Consider the following 24629-nt stretch of genomic DNA (forward strand, 5'->3'; position numbering starts at 1 on the left):
CTGACCCACACTTGATATTGAGAATTATCTTTCATTATAGTTATTTATCCTATAAATAGTCTTTATATACTGTAGTTCTTTAAATTTGAACACATACGCAATTCCCATATATAATACAGCACCTAAGATAACACCTATAACAATCAGTGCAATATCATTATGAATGAGATAATCCAAATTAAAAGAAACCACAAAAATAAATATAGCCGAAAGCAAAGATGGAGCAAGGTCTTTCATCTGTATAAAGAAACCTACATTAATCAACCTACCAGTAAAATAGGTATTGATAACAAGGTTTATCAGAGAAGATACAATATGCATCCAACACATAAATTGCAGTCCAAAAGGAATAGATATTACAAGAACAGCTATCCCAATTATTTTCTTAATAATCTCGAGTTTAAGAAACAAATCTGAACGTCCCTTTACCTTTAACAAATCAAGATTAATGGCATGTATAGGATACCACATCAGACTGAAACATAACGGAATCATTAATGTAGCAGTAAAAAGCCATTTCTCACCCAAGACAAGGTTGATAAATGGATATGAAACAGCAGCTAGCACACACATCATAGGGAATACAATAAAAGCTGATGTACGGAGTAATTGTCTATAGTCTTTCGCAAGACGTTTATCATCATCCTGAATACTACTTAACACAGGATATATGACACGATTCAATATACCAGTGATATTGGCAGAAGGAAGATTCGTAATATGCTTAGCCTGAGAGAAATGTCCAAGACTTGTGGCACTAAAAATCTTACCAATAACCATCTGGTATATATTCCCATATATTGTGTTTATTAGAGTACTAATCATCAGATTAGATCCAAAAGCAAATAGTTTACGGAATGACGACCAAGAAAAGATCAAATGAGGGCGCCATGTAGAATACCACCAAAACAACGCGACGCTGAACAACGCATTTAATAGCTGTTGACAGACCAATGCCCATACACCAAAATGCCGATAGGCCAAAATAATGCCTACTACACCTGACAAGATTGCCGCAAAAAGAGAAGCTTTGGCTTGTATCTTAAAATTGAGCGTCGCAGTATAGAGTGTTCGTTGGATAGCTCCAAATGAGTTAATGACCACAATAAAGCAAAGGACTTGCATCAGATTTAATAGTTGTGGTTCATTGTAGAAATCGGCTACCCATGGTGCTATTAGGAAAAGAACTCCATACAAGATCAAACTAATAATAATATTGAAGTAAAACACCGTACAGCAATCTACCTCCGAACGATCTTGTTTTCGAATAAGGGCCTGAGAGAAGCCGCCATCTATCAAAGCTTGTGCCACAGAAATGAATACAGCCATCATACCCACAAGTCCAAAATCCTTTGGAGTGAGAATATTGGCAATAATAAGCGTGACTATAAACTGTATACCTTGGCCTGAAAATTTCTCAACGGCACTCCAGCCAACACCCTTTACAGTCTTATTTCTTAACGAATCTGCCATAATAATAATCTACATCAACCTTTCAGAGATCAAGAATTATTCCACTAATGCCGTATTACAACAACCATATCTGATACGCCATTGACTCACATCACCAATATCCTCAAAACGTTCATCTTTTGTGATACTCATAGCAAACCAACCACGTCGTTTATAAGAATGGCATTTTAGTTTCTTTGCAGTCTTACCATTTTCTGATATTGTCCAAAAACGACTAACTTCTTGGGGATATGTATCTAATGACAAGATATTAATATCAGCCTCATCCAGCCTACTTAAATCAGTAGACGCCCACTCTATAAGGTTTGCCTTTACAAAAGAATCACCCTCTTTTGTAATCGTTCTCACTTTCGTCATGAAAAAACCTGCAGGCTTATCATTTCTATCATATATGGCATAAAATGACTGATAATCAGATTCAACACCAGTGGCATTATTATCCAATGCCCACTGTAACCATGCTGTATCGTGTACTTCCATATATTTATGATTATCAGAGGACGCCATCGCTCCTGCCCATTCTGGCACAATGGCGTGTCTTTTTACCACATAACGGCGTTTCAATATCGATTTTCTAAGATGAATAGGCAGGTCTAGAATCTTTTTGATTCCATGATAACGGTACTTGACATACTGAGGTATTTCAAGCATTACCTCTGTTTCTTTAAAAATATTATAGCCGGCTCTTGAAAAAAGAGCTCCTAAATGAATTTCATTATGTTTAATATGGTGCCATAACGTATATCCGACGCCAATACCTCTATATTTTTCACTTACAAAAAAGCTTCCACCAGTTTGGACTGATGTTGTTCCTTCACCACATTTCAATAAAGAGCGGAAAAGCATATACCGACCAATAATAATCCCATCGGTCATTGCAACACAAGCAATTATATTTTCATCATTCTTACTATATGGATTACGCAAGATTGCTTTTTCATACAGTTCCACTCCTGTTTGTAGAACATGATCGGGATCGACCTTCTCGTCAAATGAATAATTTTTCAAATCGAGAATTGTCAGAAAATGAAAATCAATCTTCACAATCAAGTCTATATAAGTATATATGAGTGATGAAAAGGTTTCAAGAGTAAAAAGAACACTTTATACAGTTTATTTATCCTCCCCTTGAGAACTCTGACAAATATCCAAATCTTTCCGTTAGCATACCCTTTTCAACAATTGTAGCTTTGTGTATTACACCCGATTCTATTTTTTCTCCTTTTAATAGAGGCTCAAAAACATTCGGGATTAGCATCTCGCCAAAATAATTACTAGCATCTCGAGGCAATGCATTTGGACATGTATCAACAGCCATCACTGTAATATCATCTTCCTTCGTAAATAAAGGATCTTCCTTTTCTGTTAGCGGATTATAATCGTAATATGGATCTGCATGAGTAGCGGGGCGAATCGTTGACTTTATACTTCCCATAATATCACAGGTCACATCACCTATCATACGTATATGGTTATCGCAATTCCTTAAGTCTTCTTTGCTCAGATAGACAGGGGCTTCAGGCGCCCAGTAGTGGGCACTTACTAATATGTCTGTATATTTTGCCCAACACATAAAATCGCTCTTATAGTATTGAGGATGCTCCTCAAATTCTTTTCTGTCGAAATCGCCACCATCCTTTCTACTAACAAGCTTTTCAACATTGGCAACATAATAAGATAAAACATTCACAGGATTATCACTCAGATATTCACTTTCTTCTATCAGATTTGCACCAATTTGTTTTAGCACATACTGCGCCCCTTGTGAGACTCTTCCTTTACCCGTTACCAACAGCTTTACTACAGGCAAATCAATCCCTTTGAGATTACTCAACAAATCGTTTAACGTGAAATGGATATCGGGCTTAGGAAGCTCAAATAATTTATATTTCAGGCCATAGCCACGAAGGGTGTAATAAACACCGACTACGCCTGCCCACCAGCCGAATGCACAGAGACGAACATTATTATCGTCGACCAAATACTCATAGTCGGAAAACGTAATATTATTATGGAGGAATGCCTGAAGTAGTGGACGATTATATTCTTGCATTTTGGCTATATGACCAAAAAAGAAATAATGCTTTCCAGAAATCAACGAACTAATCTTAGCCTCTTTTATTCCAAACAAAACATCACAGTCATTTATATCCTCTACAACCTTTACACCAGCTTTTCGGTATTCATCGTCAGAATATGCACGTATATCACTACTCTGCACAACAATCTCAGATTCAGGATACATACTATTCATCCTTGCCACTTGTTCTGGTGTCAAAGCGACTCTGTTGTCTACTGGCGTTTTTGTTTCTTTAATAAGTCCTATTTTCATCTCTTTATCTGAACGATTTTCTCAATTCCTTTTCTTCAAGTTCTCCAAAGATAGCATAACAATTCGAGTTTGTTTCAACTTTAAAATTATCATTTATAATCGCAACCTTCTGGAAAAGTTCATCAATTGTCTTTGCGCAAATTGTAATCATTGACGCCTTAAAGGGTCTCTGTGAATCAATCTCTTTACCTTCATATATATATTGAACATAAGTCACGACACCTTCTATCTTAGTAATGGCATCCACACCACACACCTTCCTGATTATATCATCATTCTTACACTTTACATATATGTTGTATGTTACTGCGACGTCTCTTTCTGCAGGAATTGGATGAATTGTTTTTAGCGGTTCATTAAGTGCATAATCAACAAGCAACTCCAAATAGTCAATTCCGCCTGTTGCCCTTTGATAATCATACGAATGGCCTCCACCTAGTCGGAAGCCTGTTTCAAAAACATAGAACCCACCATTTCGATAAAAGAAAGATATGTTTGCGACTCCATATCTCATCCCCATATTATTAAGCATATTCCTTACATTGCCATCAACTTTTTCAATATACTCAAGTTCATGCTTTGACGGGAAAGTCCAAGCTTTCTGCAATGTTTCATTGCCTTTTTCTTTTGACAGCATTATTGTATCGCACGTTTCTACTAAATAAGCTTGATTATCATATATTACATAAGAACAATCAAATTTAATGCCATCATCTATATAATCTTCAACTATAACATTCTTTGAAGGTGATAATGAATATGCTAGATCTAAGTATTTTAGATATTCTTCCTGATTATAAGCAACATTTATTCCTATACTACCAGCCCTGTCTGTTGGCTTAATTATAACAGGATATACTAAGTCTTTAGATTCCGGACTATATTCATTAACAACAGGAACACTGTACTTTCTACATAATTTTTTGAATTTATCTTTATCTCTGGTTATTTCTAATTGTTCCATGTTAATGTAGCATGGAAGATTAAGTTCATTACAGAGCTTAATCATGTTTTCTACTCTAAATTCACTAAAGCCAGACAAAACTCCATCAACACGCTCTTTTAGACATTTTTGTGTAAGAGCATCAATATCACTCCAACTTATATTCCATGCTTCGTCAGCCACAGCCTTTGCCGGACTCACTATCCAATTTTCATGGTTATCAGTTACTATCACATAATACCCTTTACTTTGGGCAAACTTAACCACATTAACTTCACCATGTGTCGCCCCCAAAATCAATAATTTTTTCATAATTATTTTTTATTAAATTAGAGAACATATGGCATTCATATCCTCCTCGTTATATCGCTGATCTATCGGCAGCGGCTGCACCTGACATGCAAGGAGAAACTCCATATCTTCCTTTGTAGTCCACTCCAACACATTAGGCCAGTAGCGAGCCACAAATATTTTATTTTCAATAAGTTTTTCACGCAATCCACTAACTGGTACCATATAAGGATATACCATTGGCACAGCATCGCTTTCTAAAGGAAGGCATAGTATATTGCTTTTATCAAGGACTGCTTGCAGTTGCAGATAATTTGCCCTACGCTGTTCTGCAACTTTCTTATAATCTATACTCTGCATCAGTCGTTGCGTAAGAGTGGACATCTGTCTGATTGGCTGTCCGACAAGCGACTTGCTCAGTCTCTGGAAATCTTCATATCCAGCCTCAGCACCAATATCAATTCGTTTAGTAAGTGACGCCATTCGTTCAAACGACTGATCTATCGCAAAATTCTCATCTAAGAATTTATCTGTATAGAGGTATGCTCCATCTGGTACTCCGAAGAATTTACGGCAGGTATAAAAAGTATCTATACCTGGAATAGGTTTAGCATAGAATGCTTGCGTATTATCAACAATCAAACATTTCCCCACTTTTTCAGCCAGTTTCTCAACATAGCGCTGTTTCAGTCCATAGTAGTTCACATAAAGAAGTGCCTCATCTTCCTTGAGAAGAGGACTATCTTTAATCTCCAAATGAACATCTACATGATAAAACTCATATTGGATACCAAGTTTCTTGAATGGTTCCAATATGACTTCGCAAGTATAATAAGGAATATATACCTTGCGATATTGACGCGCTCTAAGGATATACTCCAAACAATTACGCCCAGTATTTAGCCTAATGGCATTTTTATGGAGTTCTTCCTTCATGGGAAGTTCCAAACTGAAATATCCTCCAATGGGTTTCATCAACTCAGGTTTACTTTGACGAATTGTGAAAGGTTGCTTAGATTATTTTCGCAATCCTGACGATTAGCAAACTTCAGAAATATAGAACCTATGGCATTATTGGCACCATGGAAAGCTTCAACATGTGAACCGATAGCCGGGTAGACAGCCTCGCTGACAACATGGTTCTTCTTAAACGTCTCCTCGTAGGTTAGACCCTGAAAAGCACCAGCTTTGCTTGAGTGAACAATATCATTGACATAGCAACCATCATAATGAGGCATAGAGATGTTGTTTGGCAAAGGCTCGCCAATAGCTTTAAACACCTCTGCCTCTATCAGGTCTATTCCCGTTCCCATTCGCTGAAGCTCTGCAATACGATTGCCACCTGCACGAGGCGATACTTCCATGATGTATGGTTTACCATTCTTACATAAACGGCTTTCTACATTGTATAGTCCTGTACCACAGTCAAGAAGTGTAATAAGGCGTTGCAGTTCGCTGGTTAGATAATACTGATGTGCCAGAGGCATTGTCGATGGCCAGATCTCTAAAGCTGGTGTATATGGATTTGCCGCATCTTTATCAAACAACTGGTCAGAATAATCTGCATAGACCAACTTACCATCTATACTGAAACAATCGGCACTTGACTGATAACCATCTAACTCCAAGAAATCTTCAACAATAAAATGTCCATTGTGGGATTCAGTAAGAGCATGTACTATTGCCTTTTGCAAATCATTAGGGTGCTCAACTTTGGATACGCCCTTGCTTCCTGCACTATCCACGGGCTTCACAATGACAGGCCAATGGAAATAATCAACATCCTTAAATGCATCATCGATATTATTATATCCTTTGGCATTAGGGACGTTGAAACCATGATCTGAAAGGAATTGACGGAAACGTGATTTATCTTGAAGGATACAGGCAGACTCATAAGAACAAGTGAAAGGCAAATTCATCTGCTCTGCTACATAGGCCGCTGTAACCACCCCTGGGTCAACAGCGTATGAAAGAATACCATCGATCTTTAGTTCCTTGGCAAGGGTAAGAACAGCCTCCTTGTCAAGGATACTTACATTGTGATATTCATCAGAAAACTTATGTGCAATGTTATCCGGCAGGTAATCCACCGTGATAACATAGATATCATGCTTGTGAGCAATATCAATGGCAGGGAGTAGATAACGGATGCCACCAAGGAGCATCAATTTCTTTTTTGCCATTATCCGATAATACAATTTATTACCCGCTGTATATCCTCTTCGAAAAGAGAATGGTGCATCGGTAAGCAGATTACTTCATTCGCCATCCTCGTAGCTACAGGCAGATTTTCTGGTGTAGCACTAGGTAAGCCACAATAGGTTGAGAAGCTGCTTATCAGAGGATAAAAGTAGCGACGTCCAAATACATTCTGTTCTTTCATCTTAAAGTAAAGCTCGTCACGAGTCATGCCGTATTCCGATGCATTAATAAAGATTGGGAAATAACTGTAGTTGTGACGGACATCAGGCATATCATCGAAGAAACGGATGCCTGAAATATTACGCAATGCTTCACGGTATTTAACTGCCACCTGACGACGTTTTTCAATAGCAGCATCGACCTGTTTCAGATTCAATAAGCCATAGGCAGAACGCATCTCATCCATTTTACCATTGATACCAGGAGCAACCACTGTCACTTCGCCAGTAATACCAAAGTTTTTAAGATTATCAATACGTTTCTTCATCTCCTCATCATGAACAACCAGAGCACCACCTTCAATCGTATTAAAGACCTTTGTGGCATGGAAACTGAGGGTTGACATATCACCTGCATTCATAATACCTGCCAGGCCTTTATCGTCATAGGCTTCCAATCCATCTTCTTCGGCTGGCACCTCTACTCCGAAGGCATGAGCTGCATCATATATGACCTTCAAGCCGTATTTATCAGCAATCTCCTGAATACGCTTGGTATCACAAGGTTTACCATATACATGCACTGGCATTATACAGGTCGTGGCTGGAGTGATAGCTGCCTCAATCTTATCTGGGTCTATATTACCAGTATTGGGGTCTATATCTACAAAAACAGGTTTACAATGATTCCACCATATTGAATGAGTTGTAGCCACAAAGCTATATGGTGTGGTAATCACCTCTCCTGTAATGCGCAATGCCTGCAAAGCAGTCATCAAAGGAAGTGTACCATTAGTAAACAGACACACATAAGGCACATGGAGATAGTCAGCAAGCGCTTTCTCCAACTGCTTATGAAATTGCCCGTTGTTTGTTATCCACTTAGAATCCCAGATTTTCTTCAAATACTCATTAAACTCACCAAGATCTGGGAGTAATGGAGAAGTAACTGTAATTGTATCTTTATTCATTTACTAAGCAGGGTTTATCAGAAAGAGTCCGTACTTTCTTCTAGTTAGTATATTCTCTTTTTATCCCTCACTTCTCACACTTCCCGCACTCGAATTAGGTGTGGGAAGTGTGAGAAGTGGGGGATAAAAGCCAAGTATTATAACTATATACAAGAACTAAAGGTCTGTAATATTCAAGTCAATCCTAATTTAAGTCGAGAAGGACTTTTAGCAAATTTTCTTTGTAGAGGGCCCCGGCGGTAGTAAAAAGAGTTGCGAGGAAGAGAAAACCAAGGACTATCAGGCCACGTCTAGGGCCATCCTTACGCAAAGGTACCGTGGCACTTTGGAGGGTGGTAAACGCCGGCGTTACCTCCTGGACTCTGGCCTTGGCATCGATAACTTGGGCATTGAGGGCATTGTAGTTATTATACTGCAACTGCATCTCATTTTCCAAATCGGTCTGTTTCTGCATGGCTGACAACAAGACCATGTTCTGATTGGAATCCATATAGTCGACATACAACTGGCGAGCACGCTCGTAGGCTTTCTTTGCCTGACGCTGAAGATCTTCTATGTAAGCCAAATCGTGACGCGCCTTATTGGTGCGGTATTTGGTTAAGAAGTCTTGCAGACGGGTCTGCACCGTATCTGCCATCATCGCTGCAATACGGGGGTCCTGGTCGGTAACCTCTATCGTAATAACATTGGTCTTCTTATCGACAGAACAGACAACATTTTTTGCAATCACTCCTGCAACGCCCTCCTGTTCCTTGGTAAGCTCGAAGGTGTTGACTGGCTGATCCTCTGCCTTCTCGGGTTTCAGCAGACCGAAGAAGCCCGACCACCAGGGGCGTTTCTGTTCGTTCATGAGGTAGTCGTAATAGGTCATGGGAGCCTTGTCGTCTTTACGCTGCACCTTGACATCGAAGAGCGAGGTCTTGAAATCGACCGAATTCATCAAATCCGGATAAAGCATAGGAGTAATGGCATCGCCTGCAGCATTGCCTCCACCACCAAGATTCACACCAAAGCTGCTGGCAAGAGCGGCCAAGCCACTACCACTACTGCTCTTACCCATCTCGGGGGCGAGGGTTACCACGCATTTGTAGTAGTTGGGCAAAGACAGTGTGATTATGCACATGATGATGAAGGTCACAGGAAGAACTTTATAATAAAGTTTTCTGTGCTTCAGTATTGCTTTCCAAATTGCTACAAAATCAATTGATGATTCTTCTGATTGATTTTCAATTATGTTTTTGTTTTCTTCCATTTAAGAAAAATATATTTAGCAGGAGGTTCCTGCAGATTCTCATTATTTCTTTCGATTACCCAACCCTCTTAGCCAAGAGGGCTTCGAAGCATCAAAGATTCGGCTTGGGAAGTTTTTAGAAGGTCTTGATGAGGTTGGTAACGGTGGCGATCATGGTAACCATGGTGGCGAGTGAGGTGCCGATGTTGGTGAACATGCCTATGTTCTCAGCTGCAGAACGGGTCTTGTTGGGGATGATAATCTCGCAACCGGGTTCTACCTTACCCTTGCTGGCCTTAGAGACCTTACCATTCTGGTAGAGGATGAAGGCCTTTGAACGCTTAGCACCATTGCCATAGCCTCCTGCCTCGTTGACATACCACTTGTAGGACTTGCCACTGGTGTAGGCCACGGTGTTGGGGTACATGACGTTACCGTTGATCTTAACGGTGCCTGAGTACTCGGGAACAACGAGTCTGTCGCCCTCACGAAGGATGACATCATAGTCGGAGCCGGGATTGGCCAGCGCCTTGTCGAGCTCGATACCGACATAGTAAACGGAATCCTGACTGACCTTCTTGGAGTCAAGGCCTGAGCCTCCCTGCATCTCGACCATCTTGAGCAGACGGTTGAGGCGGAACTTCTCATCATCGTTCAGGGGACGCTCGATGCGGGCACCACGTACATAGGCCTCGTCAGTAACACCGCCTGCAGCCTTGATAACATCGCTGAGGCGCTGGTTCTTCTGAGAGAGTGTATAGGTACCGGCAAACATGACCTCACCCTCGACTGAGATGTTGCGCTGGGGAACGAAGCCCGGGCTGCGACGTACATAGACCTCATCGTAGGGCTGGAGGGTGAAGTTATCACCACCACTGATGATAAGACCGTCTTTCAGGGTGAAGCTGTAGGTATGGGCAATCTCCTTGGAGTCGTGAACACGACGGGGATCGATGATGCGACGAGAAACGTCGACCTTAGCCATTGAGGCTGCATCGGTGAGGCCACCTGCCTGGATGATGAAGTCTTCGATGGTCTCGTTATCTGCGTACTCGTAAGTGCCAGGGAACTGCACCTCGCCATGGATGGTGATGGTGCGCTGGTTCATCTTGTCCTGCTGGACAGAGATGGTGAGCACATCCTCGTTCTCGAGGGGGATATCAGCGACTGTGCCGTTCATGATGCCCTCAACATCGACTGAGAGGACACGCCATGTGCGGTCGGACTTCATGCGATGGAGCACGGCACGAGACGTGAAGGCTTCTTCGGTGAGGCCGCCGGCATTCTCGATAAGAGAACGGACGGTGGTGGTGCTGCCACCAAGGTCGTACTGGCCCGGATGATAAACGGCACCTCTTACCTCAACAGTGTTCTCATAACGACGAAGGATGGTGTCGACTGTGACTGAGTCGCCATCGAGCAACTTGAAGTCGGCCATCTCGAACTCGGGGATATTATAGGCTGAGAACTTATCGCCAGATACACGATTGAGGCGAACGGCTTTCTGATAAGCGCCTGTAGAGAAGCCGCCTGAGTACTTCAACAGGGTGGCTACGCTCTCATTCTTCTTCATCTCATAGGCCATGGGGCGCTTGACATTACCGGCGATGTCGACAATGCAATCGTAAGGACCAACCATGATGACATCGTTATCGGCCAGACGGACATTGCCCGTGAGCTTGCCATTGAGGATATAGTCGTAGATATCGACCGAGGTGATCTGACGGCCACCACGGAAGACCTTGATGTTACGCAGGGTACCGAGGGAGTTGACACCACCAGCCATATACAGGGCATGGAACACTGAGGCGAAGGCGCTGAGGGTGTAGGTACCAGGAGCCATGACCTCACCCATCACGTTGACTGAGATGGTGCGGGTCTGACCGACTGTCATGCGAATCTCGGAACTGCTGTAACGCTGACCGAGCACACGACGGATCTTGGCATTGGCTGCATCGACTGAGAGGCCACCGATGTGAATGGGGCCATAGCCTGTAACCATGATGGTGCCATCGGGAGAGACCTCGAGCTGCTCTGACTTCTGGGAAGCGCCATAGACATCGACGAACACCTTATCGCCAGGACCGACGATGTAGGTGGCGGGGGTAGCGATGTTCATGTTGGGCTCGAAGGAAAGGGCCTTCTGGTTGAAAATGTCACGACCGAAGACTGCCTTGCCATGGATGGTGTTGCTGCCACTGGCGATATGAACCTTGGCACGCTCTGCATTCTCCGTACCCGCAGAAGTGGCTTTGACAATCTGCGTATAGAGGGCGTTGCCTGCCGAGTCGGTACGGATGGAACCGTTGTTGTCACGCAGACGGCTGTCGGCTACCAGCACATCGGCATCGGAGCCCGAAGAGCGGGAAGAACGTCCGCCATTAAGTGTTTCGTACTGAGAGCGTATACGCTGCAACTGCTGCATCGTTACGCCACGCTGCATGAGACGTGTGGCAATCTGGGCCTGAGAAGCGCCAGACTTCATCTCACGCTGTACATACTGCATCACCTGGGTGTCGCTCATCTGGGCGTGGGATGCCACTGCACTCAGAAGGAGCGTACATGCTAAAAGAAACTTTTTCATATCGTAAAATTTTTGTTTATTTTCAATGAATAAAGACACAAAAGGGGGACACCGTTACTGGCGAACAGACGGTCGTAGTAATAATATCCAACTTGAACGATGTTCGTATTGCACTGGCTTTCAGCGACATTACTCAATCGAAGCCGCAGCTCAGAAACCCGAGCCGGACTTATAACGGCTGCAAAGATACCAAAAAGTCCCGAAACAGCCAAATTGTTTCGGGACTTATTTCGTTTTTATACAATTTTAATAGACAAACACCTGAAAATCCTTGATAGAACCAGGGGCGCCTTGTTCGGCACGAGGGAGGTAGTCGAGGGCGGAAACGGTCTGCTCGCTACCAAGATCGATGACTATCAAATGAGGCAGGGCGGCTGCCTTGGCTGTACGCCAGTAGGTGGACTCCTGAAGGTCGAAGACTTTATCGGCCGTGAAGTTACCACGAAGGATATCCTCGCTGTCAGCATATTTCACCACCCATGGCTCACGAGAGAGGCGGTTGCCCTCAGCATCACGGATGTAGAGCTCGGCGATGGAAGCATCGGAGCCTCCTGCATGGGTTGAGTTGACTTGAACAGCCACGAACCGTCCTTTTACAGGCGCATTCAGACGAACAGTCTGCCAGCCATTGCCCGGGGCGAACTGGGCAACGACTGCCGGTGTGGCAGAATTAAGATCGGGCTTATCGCCCGGGTTGTTATGTGTACGAGATTTTTCTATATTCAGCTTATCGAGCTCGGGGGCGTTGACACTGTGGAGACAAGGAGACAGGGAGACAGGGAGTTCAAGTGTTTTCGATTTTTTCGACTTACGTACTTTCGCCTTCATAGCCTTGGCTATAGAGGGGGCGTAGGCTTGGAGTGAGGGGCCTACGACGTCGAGAACGACGACTTCGTTTCTGCCTTTCTTAAGCCAGCAACCCGGCACATAGAGTGTCTGCTGAGGACCAATAGACCAGAAGCGGCCTATGGCATGACCATTAACATAGACCTGACCCTTACCCCACTGTTCCATATTAAGGAAGGTGTCGCCCACTTTACGAAGGTTGAAATAGCCACGATAATAGCCAGAGCCCTTGAAGAGGGGTTTCGTCCCGGCAGACTCTGAGGCTGCCTGAAGGGCACGGAGGGCTGTCTGGTAGTCGTCGGGAATCGTCAGGATGTTCCACTTCCTGAGGTTCCAAGTGAGCTCATGACCATCCTGCTCTGACGTAAGGGTGACACTCTCGGTGATGCCCTTATAATCCTTGATGGCACGACCGAAATTAATGCGTCCCATAGCCTCAACGAGGATCTTGAGTTCCTGGCCTTTCTTAACGGCAGGGATGCGCAGACTCTTCTCATTACGCACCCGATCGATCTTACCGACATAGGTTGTATCGACAAACACCTGGGCAAAGTCGTGGCAATCGCTGAGGGTGAGCACGCTCTCGGTGGTTATCTCGGGCAAGGTGGTGACGTAGAGCATAGAGCCCCAGCCCTGGTTCATCTCTTCCATGGTAAGAAGGGGACTATCCATCACCAGACTGTCGGCACCAAGGATGATGTCGGCACGCTCGGTGAGCTCGAAGGAGGGAATGCTGATCATCATGGCAGGAGGCGCAGGCTGGGCAGGAAGGGGCGTCTTGCTATATTTCTGCATGGTCTTGCGCAACTGGAAGTACTTGTCGGTGGCACCACCATACTCATTGATGGGCGCATCGTAGTCGTAGGAGGTGACATCGGGCGCGAAACCAGGGGAATTGGCACCCGCCCAATGACCGAAGGAGGTGCCTCCATGGGTCATATAGAGGGAGAAGCTGATATTCTTGGACAGCATCTCGTCGATACCTTCAACCATATCCTTGGCAGGACGTGTCTCGTGATTAGCTCCCCACTTATCGAACCAGCCACTCCAGAACTCTGAACACATCAACGGGGCATCGGGGCGCAGCTCTTTCAGGCGCTTGAACTGCGCGTCGATGTTCGCACCTGTACCGAAGTTCATGGTCCATACAAGGTCGTCGAGACCGTTCTTCTCGAAGTTTGAAGCCCAGTCGCACTGGAAAAGCGCCAGCTTTTCACCATAGATACCCCGCAGGCAATCGCGGATTTCTGAGATATAGGGTTTGTCTTCGCCGTAGGAGCCGTACTCGTTTTCTACCTGAACCATGATGATGGGACCGCCATTCTGGATGGTGAGGGGGGCCAGCTGCTCGCCTACCTTCTTTTCAAAAAGGCGCACACGTTCCATGAAATAGGGATCCTGCTCGCGCAGACGGATATCCTTCTTCTTCAGGAGCCACCAAGGCAGGCCGCCCATCTCCCACTCTGCACAGACATAAGGACCGGGGCGCACAATGACATACATGCCATTCTGCTGTGCCAGGCGACAGAATTCTGCCACGTCGTTGTTTTCGGAGAAATCGAACTGGCCCTCACGGGGTTCATGGATGTTCCAGAACACATAGATGCATAGGGTGTTCATGCCTAACGACTTGCACATCTGGATGCGATGCTCCCAGTAAGGACGGGGAATGCGGGGATAATGCACCTCGGCCGCCTTTACCACGAAAGGCTTGCCATTGAGCAGGAATGTGTTCTTGCCCACCGTAAAGTCGGCTGCATGAAGCAACAATGGGAATACGACGAGAAACGCCGCTAATAGTAGTCTCACCTTTTTCATTTTGTCTCTTTTCTTTGATTTGTGGTTGCAAAGATAGGAAAAAAGTAAAAAAGTAAAAAAGCAAAAGAGGAAATTTAAGAATTATTTCGTATATTTGCCCTCAGAATCAACAATTACAAACAGATATGAAAATCAAAAGCATTTATCTAAACGCGGTAAAACGGGTTCTACCTTTTTACCTTCTTATCTTTCTGCCCTTCAGCATGAAGGCTGAAGACGGTCATCAGCTGTGGCTGAGATATCAACCCGTAAACAAGGCTAAGGTTACCGGGCCTGAGTGCATCGCTGCTCAGGAGTTGAGAACGTACTATCAGGGCGAGGAGGTCAGGCTCGTCGTCGACCCGACGATGCAGGAGGATGCATATAGCATAAAAGGTGAGAAGGTGAAAGAAATCTCGGCAAAGAACGAGATCGGACTGCTGTATGGTGCGTATGAGTTATTAAGGAGACAGGGAAACAGGGAAACAGGGAAACTGGACATTACCAGTAAGCCCTTCTATAAATTAAGAATACTGAACCACTGGGACAACCTGAACGGGACGATTGAGAGAGGGTATGCCGGACTGAGCATCTTCTGGCAAGGAAAACCTGGAGGGAAGGCCTTCCACGGACATACCATCTTCGTAGAAGACCCTAACCATGCGCCCGACCTTGACCTCATCAAGGAATACGCACGGGCTAACGCCTCTATCGGTATCAACGGTACCGTACTGAACAACGTGAACGCATCGCCCAAAATGCTGTCGGCTGAGTATATCAATAAGGTTAAGGTGTATGCTGACGTGTTGAGACCTTATGGCATTAAGGTGTATCTGTCGGTGAACTTTGCCTCGCCCATGTCGATTCCTGCCAAGGGATTCAACGGCGGGAAGCCCGTGAAGACCGCAGACCCGCTGAATGCTCAGGTGAAGGCGTGGTGGAAAGCCAAGGCCAAGGAGATTTACCAGCAGATACCTGACTTCGGCGGTTTCCTGGTAAAGGCGAACTCGGAAGGGCAGCCCGGCCCCTTCGACTATAAGCGCACACATGCTGACGGCGCTAACACGCTGGCTGATGCCGTGAAACCATACGGGGGCATCATCATGTGGAGAAGTTTTGTGTATGGCGCAGCCCATAAGGGAGAGGATCGTGTGAAACAGGCTGTATCGGAGTTCATAGACTTGGATGGCAAGTTCCGCGACAACGTGATCCTGCAGTCGAAGAACGGTCCGCTGGACTTCCAGCCCCGTGAGCCATACGCGCCTATCTTTGATAATATCCACCAGACAAAACAGATGGCTGAGCTCCAGATTACACAGGAGTATCTGGGACAGTCGCGCCATCTGGTATATCTGGCACCTATGTGGCGTGAGTTCTTCGGGTTTGTGGAGCCATCAAGACTCGTCGGCATCGCCGGTGTGGCAAACATCGGACTTGACAGGAACTGGTGTGGCCACCATTTCTCACAAGCCAACTGGTATGCGTTCGGCAGACTGGCGTGGGACCCTTATCTTACAAGTGAGGATATAGCCACAGAGTGGCTGGAAGCTACATTTGGAGACAGGGAGACAGGAGTACAGGCCCAATTGCTGAGCGTGATGCTTCGCTCACGTGAGGCATGCGTGGACTATATGATGCCTATCGGACTGCACCATATCTTCGCCTTCGATGAGCACTATGGACCTGAGCCTGACGGATTCAACGCACACATGCCATTGGAGTGGTGTCCTGTATATTATCACAGGGCAAACAGTGACAGTATCGGATTCGACCGAACACACACCGGATCGAACGCCACTGCTCAATACAGAGAGCCGTACTGCAGTATCTATGACAATATCAACACGTGTCCTGAGCGTTATCTGCTGTGGTTCCATCGTGTGCCTTGGACTTACCGTCTGAAGAGCGGTCGCACTGTTTATGAAGAGATGGAATATCGCTACGCTCGCGGTGTAGATGAGGTGGAGGACTTCATCCGCATCTGGAATGAGGCGAAGCCGTTTGTTGACGAACAGCGCTGGAAGGAGGTTGATGACAGGTTGCAGCATCAGCTTGAGAATGCAAAGCTTTGGAAGAAAACGTGCCTTGATTACTTTGGCAGTTTGGCTTTAAAGAAATAGTTTTTTCCCAAGGGGAGTCCTCGAGACTCCCCTTTTTCATCTTTGTCTCACTCGAGGATTCCCTTGTTCATTTTCTTTCGTCACCGAAAGAAAACAGAACCAAAAGAAAGGTGCGAAAACGTCCTGGCTCAGAGGAGCGGTTAAGTCCTTTTCCAACGATTGGAAAAGGGTTTGGAAAAAGGTTCGAAGCCCCTTCTTATGAAGAAGGGGTTGGGGATGATGGAAAAACTGCAGGGTTTTACCCTGCATAAAAAAACATAATATAAAATCACAGTTTAGAACTAAACCGTGATTTCGCCAGAGCCGAGGCAGCGGTGGTGAGCAGAATCATAGATGACTGCGAACTGCCCAGGAGCAACACCATGGATAGGAGCCTTGGAATGGAGAATGAAAGAGTCGGGGGAAGTCCACTCCAACGTGGCAGGATGATACTCAGGCGTATGACGGATCTTGAACGTCACATCCGTACATTCCACAGGAATGGTGAGCCAATGGAATGCATGAACTGGGAACTCCTGCTTATACGCCGTCTCAGGGTCGTAACCATGCGACACATAGAGAATATTGCTGGCAACATCCTTCTTTACCACGAACCAAGGACCTCCGCCAAAGCCCATGCCCTTGCGCTGACCTATGGTATGGAACCACAGACCTTTATGCTCTCCTATCCGCTTGCCCGTTTCAAGCTCGATGACATCGCCCGGCTGTTCGCCGAGGTAACGGCGGATATAATCATTATAATTGATCTTACCAAGGAAACAGATGCCCTGAGAGTCCCGGCGCTTGGCATTGACAAGATGCTCGCGTTCGGCAATGACGCGCACCTCGTCCTTCATATAGTGGCCTATCGGGAAGAGGGCCTTGCGCAACTGCCAGTCGTAGATCTGAGCCAAGAAGTCGGTCTGATCCTTGACTGGGTCAGGACTGGTGCAAAGCCACTTGTTGCCCTGAGCATCGATCTCGGTCTGGGCATAATGACCTGTGGCAATGAGATCATAATCGCGCCCCCGTTTCTCGTCGAACGCACCGAACTTGATGAGGCGGTTGCACATCACGTCAGGGTTAGGAGTCAGTCCTGCACGGACCTTGTCCATCGTGTATTGCGTAACCTGGTCCCAGTACTCTTTATGACAGTCGATAACTTCAAGTTTACAGCCATACTTATGCGACACAGCCGTAGCCATCTCCAGATCCTCTTCAGAGGAGCAGTCCCACTCCTCCTCTTCCTCAGGACCAATCTTTATATAGAAGCAATCAGGTTTCAGGCCCTGCCTTACGAGTTCGTAAAGCACGACACTACTGTCGACACCGCCAGACAGTAATACTGCGATTCGCTTGTTATCTAATTCTGTCATATTCTATTTTCTAAAATCCTACAGGTGCTTTGACGGATAGAGGTGGTTCCACCAGGTGGGGTCGTCTTTAAGGAAACGGGCAAACCAAGCCATCTGGGTGGCCAGCCACTTCTCGCGCTTAGAGTAGTCGAGGATGTGATGGTTCTCACCTTCAACCTCTACGAGGGCCACCTCACGGCCTAAGAGCTTGAGGGCGGTGAACATCTGGAGACTCTCGATGAGCGGCACGTTCGTATCGGCATTACCGTGAAGCAGAAGCAAGGGGGTGTGGATCTTGTCGGCATTGAAGAGCGGACTCTGATTGACAAAAAGCTCACGATGGCTCCAGGGATAGCTGTTTGCCATGCTGACCTCGCTGTAGTTATAGCCCCAGTAGCCCTCACCCCAATAGCTGGTGTGGTTGGAGATGCCGGCATGAGAGACTGCTGCAGCAAAGATGTCGGTCTGCGTCTGCAGGTACTGTGTCATGAAACCGCCATAGGATGCTCCCATACAGCCGATCTTCTCTGGATTGATGAAGGGATGAGTCTCACAGATCTTCTTCGTTCCCTCAATGATGTCCTCAGCAGGTCCACGACCTGCTGTGTTGACATGGCGGGAAGCCCACTCCTGACCAAAGCCAGTGGCTCCACTGGGTTGGAGGATATAAGCCACATAGCCCAGAGAGTTCCAGTACTGCGGGGCATAAGGTGATTCGAAATAGCGAGACACGGGAGAGCAGCCTCCATAATAATAGACTATCATGGGGTATTTCTTCGTGGCATCGAAATCCTTGGGGAGATAGAGGCGTCCATAGACGGTATCGCCCTTGGAGTTGGTGAAGTTCCAGTCCTGACAGGTGCCGATCTCCGCATCGCCAAGGGCCGTCTTTCCATCGAAGAACAGCTTAGAGGTCGGGCGGGCACCGAGAGAAACGACATAGGCAGAGGCGGGCTCCATGGTCTTATAGGAGAGATAACCCAACACGGGGGCATGGGAAGCTATGTTGTAACGATAGGCATAGTCGCCTGAGATGGGGAGCTTTGTAATACGTCCCGTCTTAGGATTCAGCACAAACATATTGACATAGTCGTGATCCTCGGCAGAGAAATAGATCTGTCCGTCGGACCATGACCAGTCGACAGTCTCAATGCTGGGATTAAAGTCCTTGGTCAATGGCTTCACCTGTTTTGAGGCGAGGTCGTAGAGATAGAGCTCATGCTCTGTCATGCTGGGAGTGACCTCTGCAGGGAGCTGACAACCGACACGGTTGAAAGCCTCTGGCGTGCCCTTGAGCAAGAGCTGAGTGCCATCGGGCGAGAACGAGCCTCCCTCGACAAACTCCACGCCAGCGAAAACGGTATCGACCTTCAGGGTCTGTGTGTTCACGATGAAGACATCAGACACCGTCGTAGGACGCTTGGTGAGGCGTGAGCGACTGCTGGTAACCAGAAGCTGACGGCCATCCTGTGAGATATCCATGAGAGACTCGCCCTTGTTGCCAAAGGTGAGACGCCGGGCGAGACCTGTCTTGATATCATATTTAGTCAGATAGCTGCGCTTACGCCAATCAGGCTGACGGTCGTCCATCTCGAGAATCTCGAAAATCTCCTTATCCTCTTTAGGACCTTCCTCCTCGACATAGAAGATGAGAAAATCCTCTGTTGGCGCTACCACATAGAAGCCCTCTGGAATATCACGGGCAAAACTTGTGCGAAGGCCTGTTCTGGGATCAACTTTATACAGATGGCGTCGGCTGCCATCTTTCTCTTCTACCAGATAGGCAGCGGACTTCGGCATCCACTGGGGGTTGCCTGACGGCTGAGAGATGAGGCGCTGGGTCTTGACGTCGCGGATCTCGTAGCTCCAACGCGAGTCGCCTCCACGCGCTGTGGTCTGGTATGACAGTGCCACCAGCTGTCCATCAGCAGAAAGGGAGATGCCACGCACCCGTTTGCCATCCGTCAGATCATGAACCATGTAGGGATGCTTAGATGAGAGAGAGGGGGTTACAGAGAGATTGCTCTCGAGGGTGACACTGATGGAGTCGGTATCCTTTGGCATGCTCAGGAAGCGGATAGCGAAATGATGGTGCTCAGGGGCGAGGTTGAGTTCTGGAGTAGCCTCAACGCCATCGATATAGAGTTTCGCATTCTTGGGGCCCTTGACCTCAATCTTACCCTTGATGAAATCGGCATTATCGATATAGAACGAGAGCAGGCCAACACTCTTGCTGTCGGGCAACGAGGGAAGGACACTGCCCGAGAACCTGCCCGTGGACTGCGATGTGAGTGAGATGGCACTCATCAGGCTGTTAGAATCGAACTTCTTGCCCTGCACGTCGACGGTGTCAAGGGCAAAGGGTTCTGACACGGCATAAGGGCCAGAGAGGTTGAACTCCCTAATCTGGGTCTTGACTTGTGCAGAAACAGACAAGGCATGAAACGAGAATGCCAGAAGTGTAAAGAATAAAAAACAATTCTTTTTCATAAATACAGAATATGCTATCCCTTAGAGGACTGAGCCTAAAATAACTAAATTAATATGCTGCCCGATATTTGCCCTCATCCTTATCTTCGAGCATAGAGAGATAGGACTGATAACGGCTTTCAGCGATGTAATGGTCTTCCAAGGCCTTGAGCACCGCACAACCCGGTTCATGGGTATGGGTACAGTTGGAGAAACGACAGTCCTTGGAGAAATGGAAGATCTCCTTGAAATAGCTTGTCAGTTCCTCGGGTTTCATGTCGAATGTTCCGAAGCCTTTGATGCCTGGCGTGTCCATCACCCACCCACCACCAGGGAAGGGTATCATCTCGCTGAAGGTTGTGGTATGCTGACCTGTCTGATGAGCATCGGATATCTCAGAGGTGCGCAGATTGGCTCCTGGCACAAGGCGGTTGATCAGCGTGGATTTGCCGACACCACTATTACCGCTGAGCAACGTGATCTTACCCTCAAGCATAGGGCGAAGGGCATCAACACCTTCACCTGTCGCAGCAGAGACAGCACGGCACTCATACCCTACCGTCTGATAGAGGTTTATCATCATGTCGAGGTAACGCTGCTCATCATCATCAAGGATGTCACGCTTGTTAAAAATCAGGACAACAGGCACACGATAAGCCTCAGCAGAGGCCAGAAACCTGTCGATAAAGGTCGTAGAGGTCTGGGGGCGATTGATGGTCACCACCAGCAGTGCCAGATCGACATTAGCAGCTATGATATGACTCTGCTTGGAGAGATTGATGCTCTTACGGATGATGTAGTTCTTGCGGTCTTCAATCTCCGTAATCCAGTTGCCTTCTCCGACAGTCACCCTGTCGCCAACAGCCACGGGATTCGTAGAGCGGATTCCCTTCATGCGGAAATTGCCCTTCACCTTACAATCAAGAAGCTGGTCATCGTCGGTCATGACGGTGTACCAGCTGCCAGTATTCTTAATAACGAGACCTTTCATTAAACGGTCATAATCTCCTTATTCTTCGCTGCGATGAGATCGTCAAGCTTCTTGATATACTTGTCGTGTAATTTCTGAAGTTCGAGCTCTGCATCCTTCTCATTATCCTCAGAAAGACCATCCTTGATAGCTTTCTTCAGCTTATCCTTGATGTCGGCACGCACGTTGCGGACTTCCACCTTGGCCTTCTCGGCAATCTTATTGCACTGCTTAACGAGATCCTTACGGCGCTCCTCCGTAGGAACAGGGATGTTCAGGCGGATAATCTCACCGTTGTTCTCGGGAGTGATGCCTACATCGCTGTCCATGATAGCCTTCTCAATGTTACGGATTTCCTTACGGTCCCAAGGCTTGATAGCAATGGTGCGGGGATCGGGAACACTGACGTTGGCCACCTGGTTGAGGGGAACCTTACTGCCGTATACCTCGACACGGACGCCATCGAGAATGGCTACATTGGCACGACCTGCACGAATGCGACTCAGCTCTTCGTCGAGGTACATCGCTGCCATCTCCATCCTCTCTTCACTCTTCTTCAATGTTTCTTTTACGTCTAACATATATAATAGCTTTTAGTTTCTGTTGACAAAAGTAAGGCTTTTCCTCGAAACTTCCAAATGTTTCGTCTATATTTTGCCATAAATAAGAGGTTTTTGTGTTTTTTTTGCTCAAATATTTTGTGAATTGGGCAGAATCTATTATCTTTGCGGATGATTACTACCACACTCTATGGCAACTATATGCGGATAAATATATACCATCCAAGGGCAAGCGTGCTATGCATCCTATTGATGGGTACACTCGCTGCTCAGGCACAGGCAGAAAACATGGGAACCATTCTAGATATCCACCACATTCTTGGATATCTGGGGGCTTTATTTCTGATTACTGTCTTCGTGATGATGTTTTACAACCGTTTGTTTTATTTCAAAGATAAAGACGTTACCAAAGAGACACAAAGACTGAACGCACAGCTGGGACTGATTATGGACGCCAACAGGATGAAGGCTTGGACGTACGATATGGACAAGCGTCTGTATAAGGTCCTGACAGAGTATGGCACCAAAGAAATCGAATATACGCCGATAGACTTCTCACAGTTCTTCGACCGAGACGATTTTGAGGCTATGAGAAAGCTCATCACCGACATTCAGGACGGGAAGACGGACTCTGAGACCCTTCTCGTGAAAAGCGCCCCATTGAAGAACAATGCGGAAGAGCAACATATCTACGAGATAAACATTTCGATATTACGACACCACAAAAACGGACGCCCCAAGACTCTTCTGGGTACCCAGTGTGACATTACCGAAGAACAGGAAAAAGCCGAGAACACCCGGAAACTGATGTTGCGCTACCATACTGTTTTCGAGTCGTCGCTTGTTGATATGGTTTTCTATGACGCCAACGGGATTCTGACAGAACTCAACGACAAAGCCATGGAGACCTTCGGGGTGACCAACAGGCAGGCCATTCTCGACCAGAAGGTGAGAATATGGGACGTACCTTCATACAGAGAGATTGACATCCATGCCATCGACGCCCCCATGCACTTCTCGTCGATTACAGACATCTCGAAAGTCAAAGAGACCGACGAGCGCATTCCTCAGATTCTGACAAAAGGAAAGATCTATTATGAAGCAGACGTGAGTGCCGTTCGCGACAAGAACCAGAAGCTGCTAGGTGTGATTACCGCAGGCAGAAGCATTACAGACATGGTGGAATCGAACCACCACCAGAAAGAGGCCGCCGCACTACTGGAAAAACAAACAAAGGCTATTCAGAACTATATTGAGGACATTAACTATTCGCTGAAAATCAGTCATGTCAGACTGATGCACTACCACCCAGAGAAGCATGAGTTAGACATTCTGAGTGACCCGAACCATATTGAATACAGTCTGTCGCAAATACGCGCCATGTCTATGATAGACCCAGAAGACCGGGCTAAGGCCTATCGAATGTTACTGCAAATGGACAAAAGGCATAAGGGAGATTTCTCTGAAACCCTGCACACCATCTTCAAGGATAAAGAAGGGCGCGATATATATCTGAACTTCAGAATCATGCCCATATACAATCAGGACGGAGAGGTGAGCTACTATCTGGGCATGTGTCGTGACGACACAGAAGTGACACACACGGAAATACGTCTGAAGAAAGAGACTGCCAAGGCTCAAGAGGCAGAGCAGGTGAAAAGCACCTTCCTGCTGAACATGAGCTATGAACTGCGAACGCCACTGAATGCCGTCATTGGCTTTGCAGAGCTCTTCGGAACAGAGCACAACGAAGAAGACGAGCCCATCTTCGCTGAAGAGATCAAAAAGAACACGAACGCCCTGTTAAAACTGATCAACGACATCCTGTTCCTGTCAAGGCTGGATGCGAAGATGATAGAATACAACTATCTGGAAACAGACTTTGCCCTTCTGTTTGAGGGATGGTGCTACATGGGATGGAGTAACCTGAGCCCATGTGTGAAAACGGTCATAGAGAATCCTTACAACAAGCTACTGGTAAAAATCGACCCGCAGAACCTGGCTATGGTCATTCAGAAACTGTGCATCTACTCCGGACTGACCACAACAGAGGGGACTGTACGCGCCAAATATGAATACCGCCGTGGGGAGCTTATGATCACCATCGAAGATACTGGTGAGGGAATGGACGCTGAGAATCTGGAGAAAGCCTTTGACCGCTTTGTACATGAAGAGGGGAAGAAGAGCAAAGGTACGGGACTGGATCTGCCTATAGTGAAGGAGTTGGTTGAGCAGATGAACGGCACGATTGAGCTGCAGTCGGAACAAGGCAAAGGCAGCACCTTCTTTGTCAGCGTACCCTGTGAGATGATAAACTTCGAGAAGAAACGAAGCTCATGATATAA

At 46.3% G+C, this 24629-nt stretch carries 16 protein-coding genes; 2 read left to right on the forward strand and 14 right to left on the reverse strand.

Annotated features, from left to right (window positions below):
* Positions 1-24: 24 nt before the first annotated feature.
* The 10 genes from T325_RS00840 to T325_RS00885 form a co-directional block, all read right to left on the reverse strand.
* A complete protein-coding gene (locus T325_RS00840; protein ID WP_036909597.1) occupies positions 25-1473 on the reverse strand; it encodes a lipopolysaccharide biosynthesis protein in 1449 nt (482 codons plus the stop codon).
* A gap of 36 nt (positions 1474-1509) precedes the next feature.
* A complete protein-coding gene (locus T325_RS00845; RefSeq protein ID WP_156097612.1) occupies positions 1510-2517 on the reverse strand; it encodes a hypothetical protein in 1008 nt (335 codons plus the stop codon).
* A 73-nt stretch (positions 2518-2590) separates the two neighbouring features.
* The gene (locus T325_RS00850) at positions 2591-3805 is read right to left on the reverse strand and encodes an NAD(P)-dependent oxidoreductase (protein WP_036909601.1); all 1215 of its coding nucleotides are present in this window, start codon (positions 3803-3805) and stop codon (positions 2591-2593) included.
* A 4-nt stretch (positions 3806-3809) separates the two neighbouring features.
* A complete protein-coding gene (locus T325_RS00855) occupies positions 3810-5060 on the reverse strand; it encodes an ATP-grasp domain-containing protein (protein WP_036909602.1) in 1251 nt (416 codons plus the stop codon).
* Between the two features lie 12 nt (positions 5061-5072).
* On the reverse strand, positions 5073-6014 hold the full coding sequence (locus tag T325_RS00860) for a hypothetical protein (protein WP_036909604.1): 942 nt from the start codon (positions 6012-6014) through the stop codon (positions 5073-5075).
* Positions 6014-7225: an ATP-grasp domain-containing protein gene (locus tag T325_RS00865; protein WP_036909606.1), complete on the reverse strand. Its 1212-nt coding sequence runs from the start codon at positions 7223-7225 to the stop codon at positions 6014-6016. Before T325_RS00865 ends, T325_RS00860 begins: the two co-directional genes overlap by 1 nt.
* Entirely contained in the window at positions 7225-8373 is a 1149-nt protein-coding gene (locus T325_RS00870) for a DegT/DnrJ/EryC1/StrS family aminotransferase (protein WP_036909607.1), read from the reverse strand. The genes T325_RS00865 and T325_RS00870 overlap by 1 nt, the downstream gene beginning before the upstream one ends.
* Positions 8374-8557: 184 nt before the next feature.
* The gene (locus T325_RS00875; RefSeq protein WP_369794024.1) at positions 8558-9496 is read right to left on the reverse strand and encodes a chain-length determining protein; all 939 of its coding nucleotides are present in this window, start codon (positions 9494-9496) and stop codon (positions 8558-8560) included.
* Positions 9497-9740: 244 nt separating this feature from the next.
* Positions 9741-12188: an SLBB domain-containing protein gene (locus T325_RS00880; RefSeq protein WP_036909612.1), complete on the reverse strand. Its 2448-nt coding sequence runs from the start codon at positions 12186-12188 to the stop codon at positions 9741-9743.
* A 246-nt stretch (positions 12189-12434) separates the two neighbouring features.
* Positions 12435-14852: a beta-galactosidase gene (locus T325_RS00885; RefSeq protein ID WP_036909614.1), complete on the reverse strand. Its 2418-nt coding sequence runs from the start codon at positions 14850-14852 to the stop codon at positions 12435-12437.
* Positions 14853-15055: 203 nt separating this feature from the next.
* On the opposite strand from T325_RS00885, the gene T325_RS00890 reads away from it, so the two are divergent.
* On the forward strand, positions 15056-16951 hold the full coding sequence (locus tag T325_RS00890; protein ID WP_156097613.1) for an alpha-glucuronidase: 1896 nt from the start codon (positions 15056-15058) through the stop codon (positions 16949-16951).
* A 281-nt stretch (positions 16952-17232) separates the two neighbouring features.
* Here T325_RS00890 and mnmA read toward each other — a convergent pair whose 3' ends face one another.
* The 4 genes from mnmA to frr are packed head-to-tail and all read right to left on the reverse strand — an operon-like array spanning position 17233 to position 22305.
* Complete coding sequence (gene mnmA, locus T325_RS00900; RefSeq protein ID WP_036909620.1) at positions 17233-18306, reverse strand: tRNA 2-thiouridine(34) synthase MnmA; 1074 nt, start codon at positions 18304-18306, stop codon at positions 17233-17235.
* 18 nt (positions 18307-18324) lie between these two features.
* On the reverse strand, positions 18325-20775 hold the full coding sequence (locus tag T325_RS00905) for an alpha/beta hydrolase family protein (RefSeq protein WP_051949632.1): 2451 nt from the start codon (positions 20773-20775) through the stop codon (positions 18325-18327).
* 49 nt (positions 20776-20824) lie between these two features.
* The gene (gene rsgA / locus T325_RS00910) at positions 20825-21745 is read right to left on the reverse strand and encodes a ribosome small subunit-dependent GTPase A (RefSeq protein ID WP_036909622.1); all 921 of its coding nucleotides are present in this window, start codon (positions 21743-21745) and stop codon (positions 20825-20827) included.
* Positions 21745-22305 (reverse strand): ribosome recycling factor, encoded by a 561-nt coding sequence (gene frr, locus T325_RS00915; RefSeq protein WP_036909624.1) that lies wholly within the window; start codon positions 22303-22305, stop codon positions 21745-21747. The genes rsgA and frr overlap by 1 nt, the downstream gene beginning before the upstream one ends.
* A gap of 150 nt (positions 22306-22455) precedes the next feature.
* Between frr and T325_RS00920 the strand changes: the two genes are divergently transcribed.
* Positions 22456-24624 (forward strand): PAS domain-containing sensor histidine kinase, encoded by a 2169-nt coding sequence (locus T325_RS00920; RefSeq protein WP_081910994.1) that lies wholly within the window; start codon positions 22456-22458, stop codon positions 24622-24624.
* Positions 24625-24629: the final 5 nt, after the last annotated feature.

The sequence above is a fragment of the Prevotella sp. FD3004 genome (assembly GCF_000746155.1).
Lineage (GTDB): Bacteria > Bacteroidota > Bacteroidia > Bacteroidales > Bacteroidaceae > Prevotella.

Bases quoted from the DNA above. Each gene is read 5' to 3' on its own strand.
- frr (WP_036909624.1), bottom strand. From the start codon at position 22,305: ATGTTAGACGTAAAAGAAACATTGAAGAAGAGTGAAGAGAGGATGGAG.
- T325_RS00875 (WP_369794024.1), bottom strand. From the start codon at position 9,496: ATGTGCATAATCACACTGTCTTTGCCCAACTACTACAAATGCGTGGTA.
- rsgA (WP_036909622.1), bottom strand. From the start codon at position 21,745: ATGAAAGGTCTCGTTATTAAGAATACTGGCAGCTGGTACACCGTCATG.
- T325_RS00850 (WP_036909601.1), bottom strand. From the start codon at position 3,805: ATGAAAATAGGACTTATTAAAGAAACAAAAACGCCAGTAGACAACAGA.
- T325_RS00920 (WP_081910994.1), top strand. From the start codon at position 22,456: ATGATTACTACCACACTCTATGGCAACTATATGCGGATAAATATATAC.
- T325_RS00870 (WP_036909607.1), bottom strand. From the start codon at position 8,373: ATGAATAAAGATACAATTACAGTTACTTCTCCATTACTCCCAGATCTT.
- T325_RS00885 (WP_036909614.1), bottom strand. From the start codon at position 14,852: ATGAAAAAGGTGAGACTACTATTAGCGGCGTTTCTCGTCGTATTCCCA.
- T325_RS00840 (WP_036909597.1), bottom strand. From the start codon at position 1,473: ATGGCAGATTCGTTAAGAAATAAGACTGTAAAGGGTGTTGGCTGGAGT.
- mnmA (WP_036909620.1), bottom strand. From the start codon at position 18,306: ATGACAGAATTAGATAACAAGCGAATCGCAGTATTACTGTCTGGCGGT.
- T325_RS00860 (WP_036909604.1), bottom strand. From the start codon at position 6,014: ATGAAACCCATTGGAGGATATTTCAGTTTGGAACTTCCCATGAAGGAA.
- T325_RS00905 (WP_051949632.1), bottom strand. From the start codon at position 20,775: ATGAAAAAGAATTGTTTTTTATTCTTTACACTTCTGGCATTCTCGTTT.
- T325_RS00880 (WP_036909612.1), bottom strand. From the start codon at position 12,188: ATGAAAAAGTTTCTTTTAGCATGTACGCTCCTTCTGAGTGCAGTGGCA.
- T325_RS00865 (WP_036909606.1), bottom strand. From the start codon at position 7,225: ATGGCAAAAAAGAAATTGATGCTCCTTGGTGGCATCCGTTATCTACTC.
- T325_RS00890 (WP_156097613.1), top strand. From the start codon at position 15,056: ATGAAGGCTGAAGACGGTCATCAGCTGTGGCTGAGATATCAACCCGTA.
- T325_RS00855 (WP_036909602.1), bottom strand. From the start codon at position 5,060: ATGAAAAAATTATTGATTTTGGGGGCGACACATGGTGAAGTTAATGTG.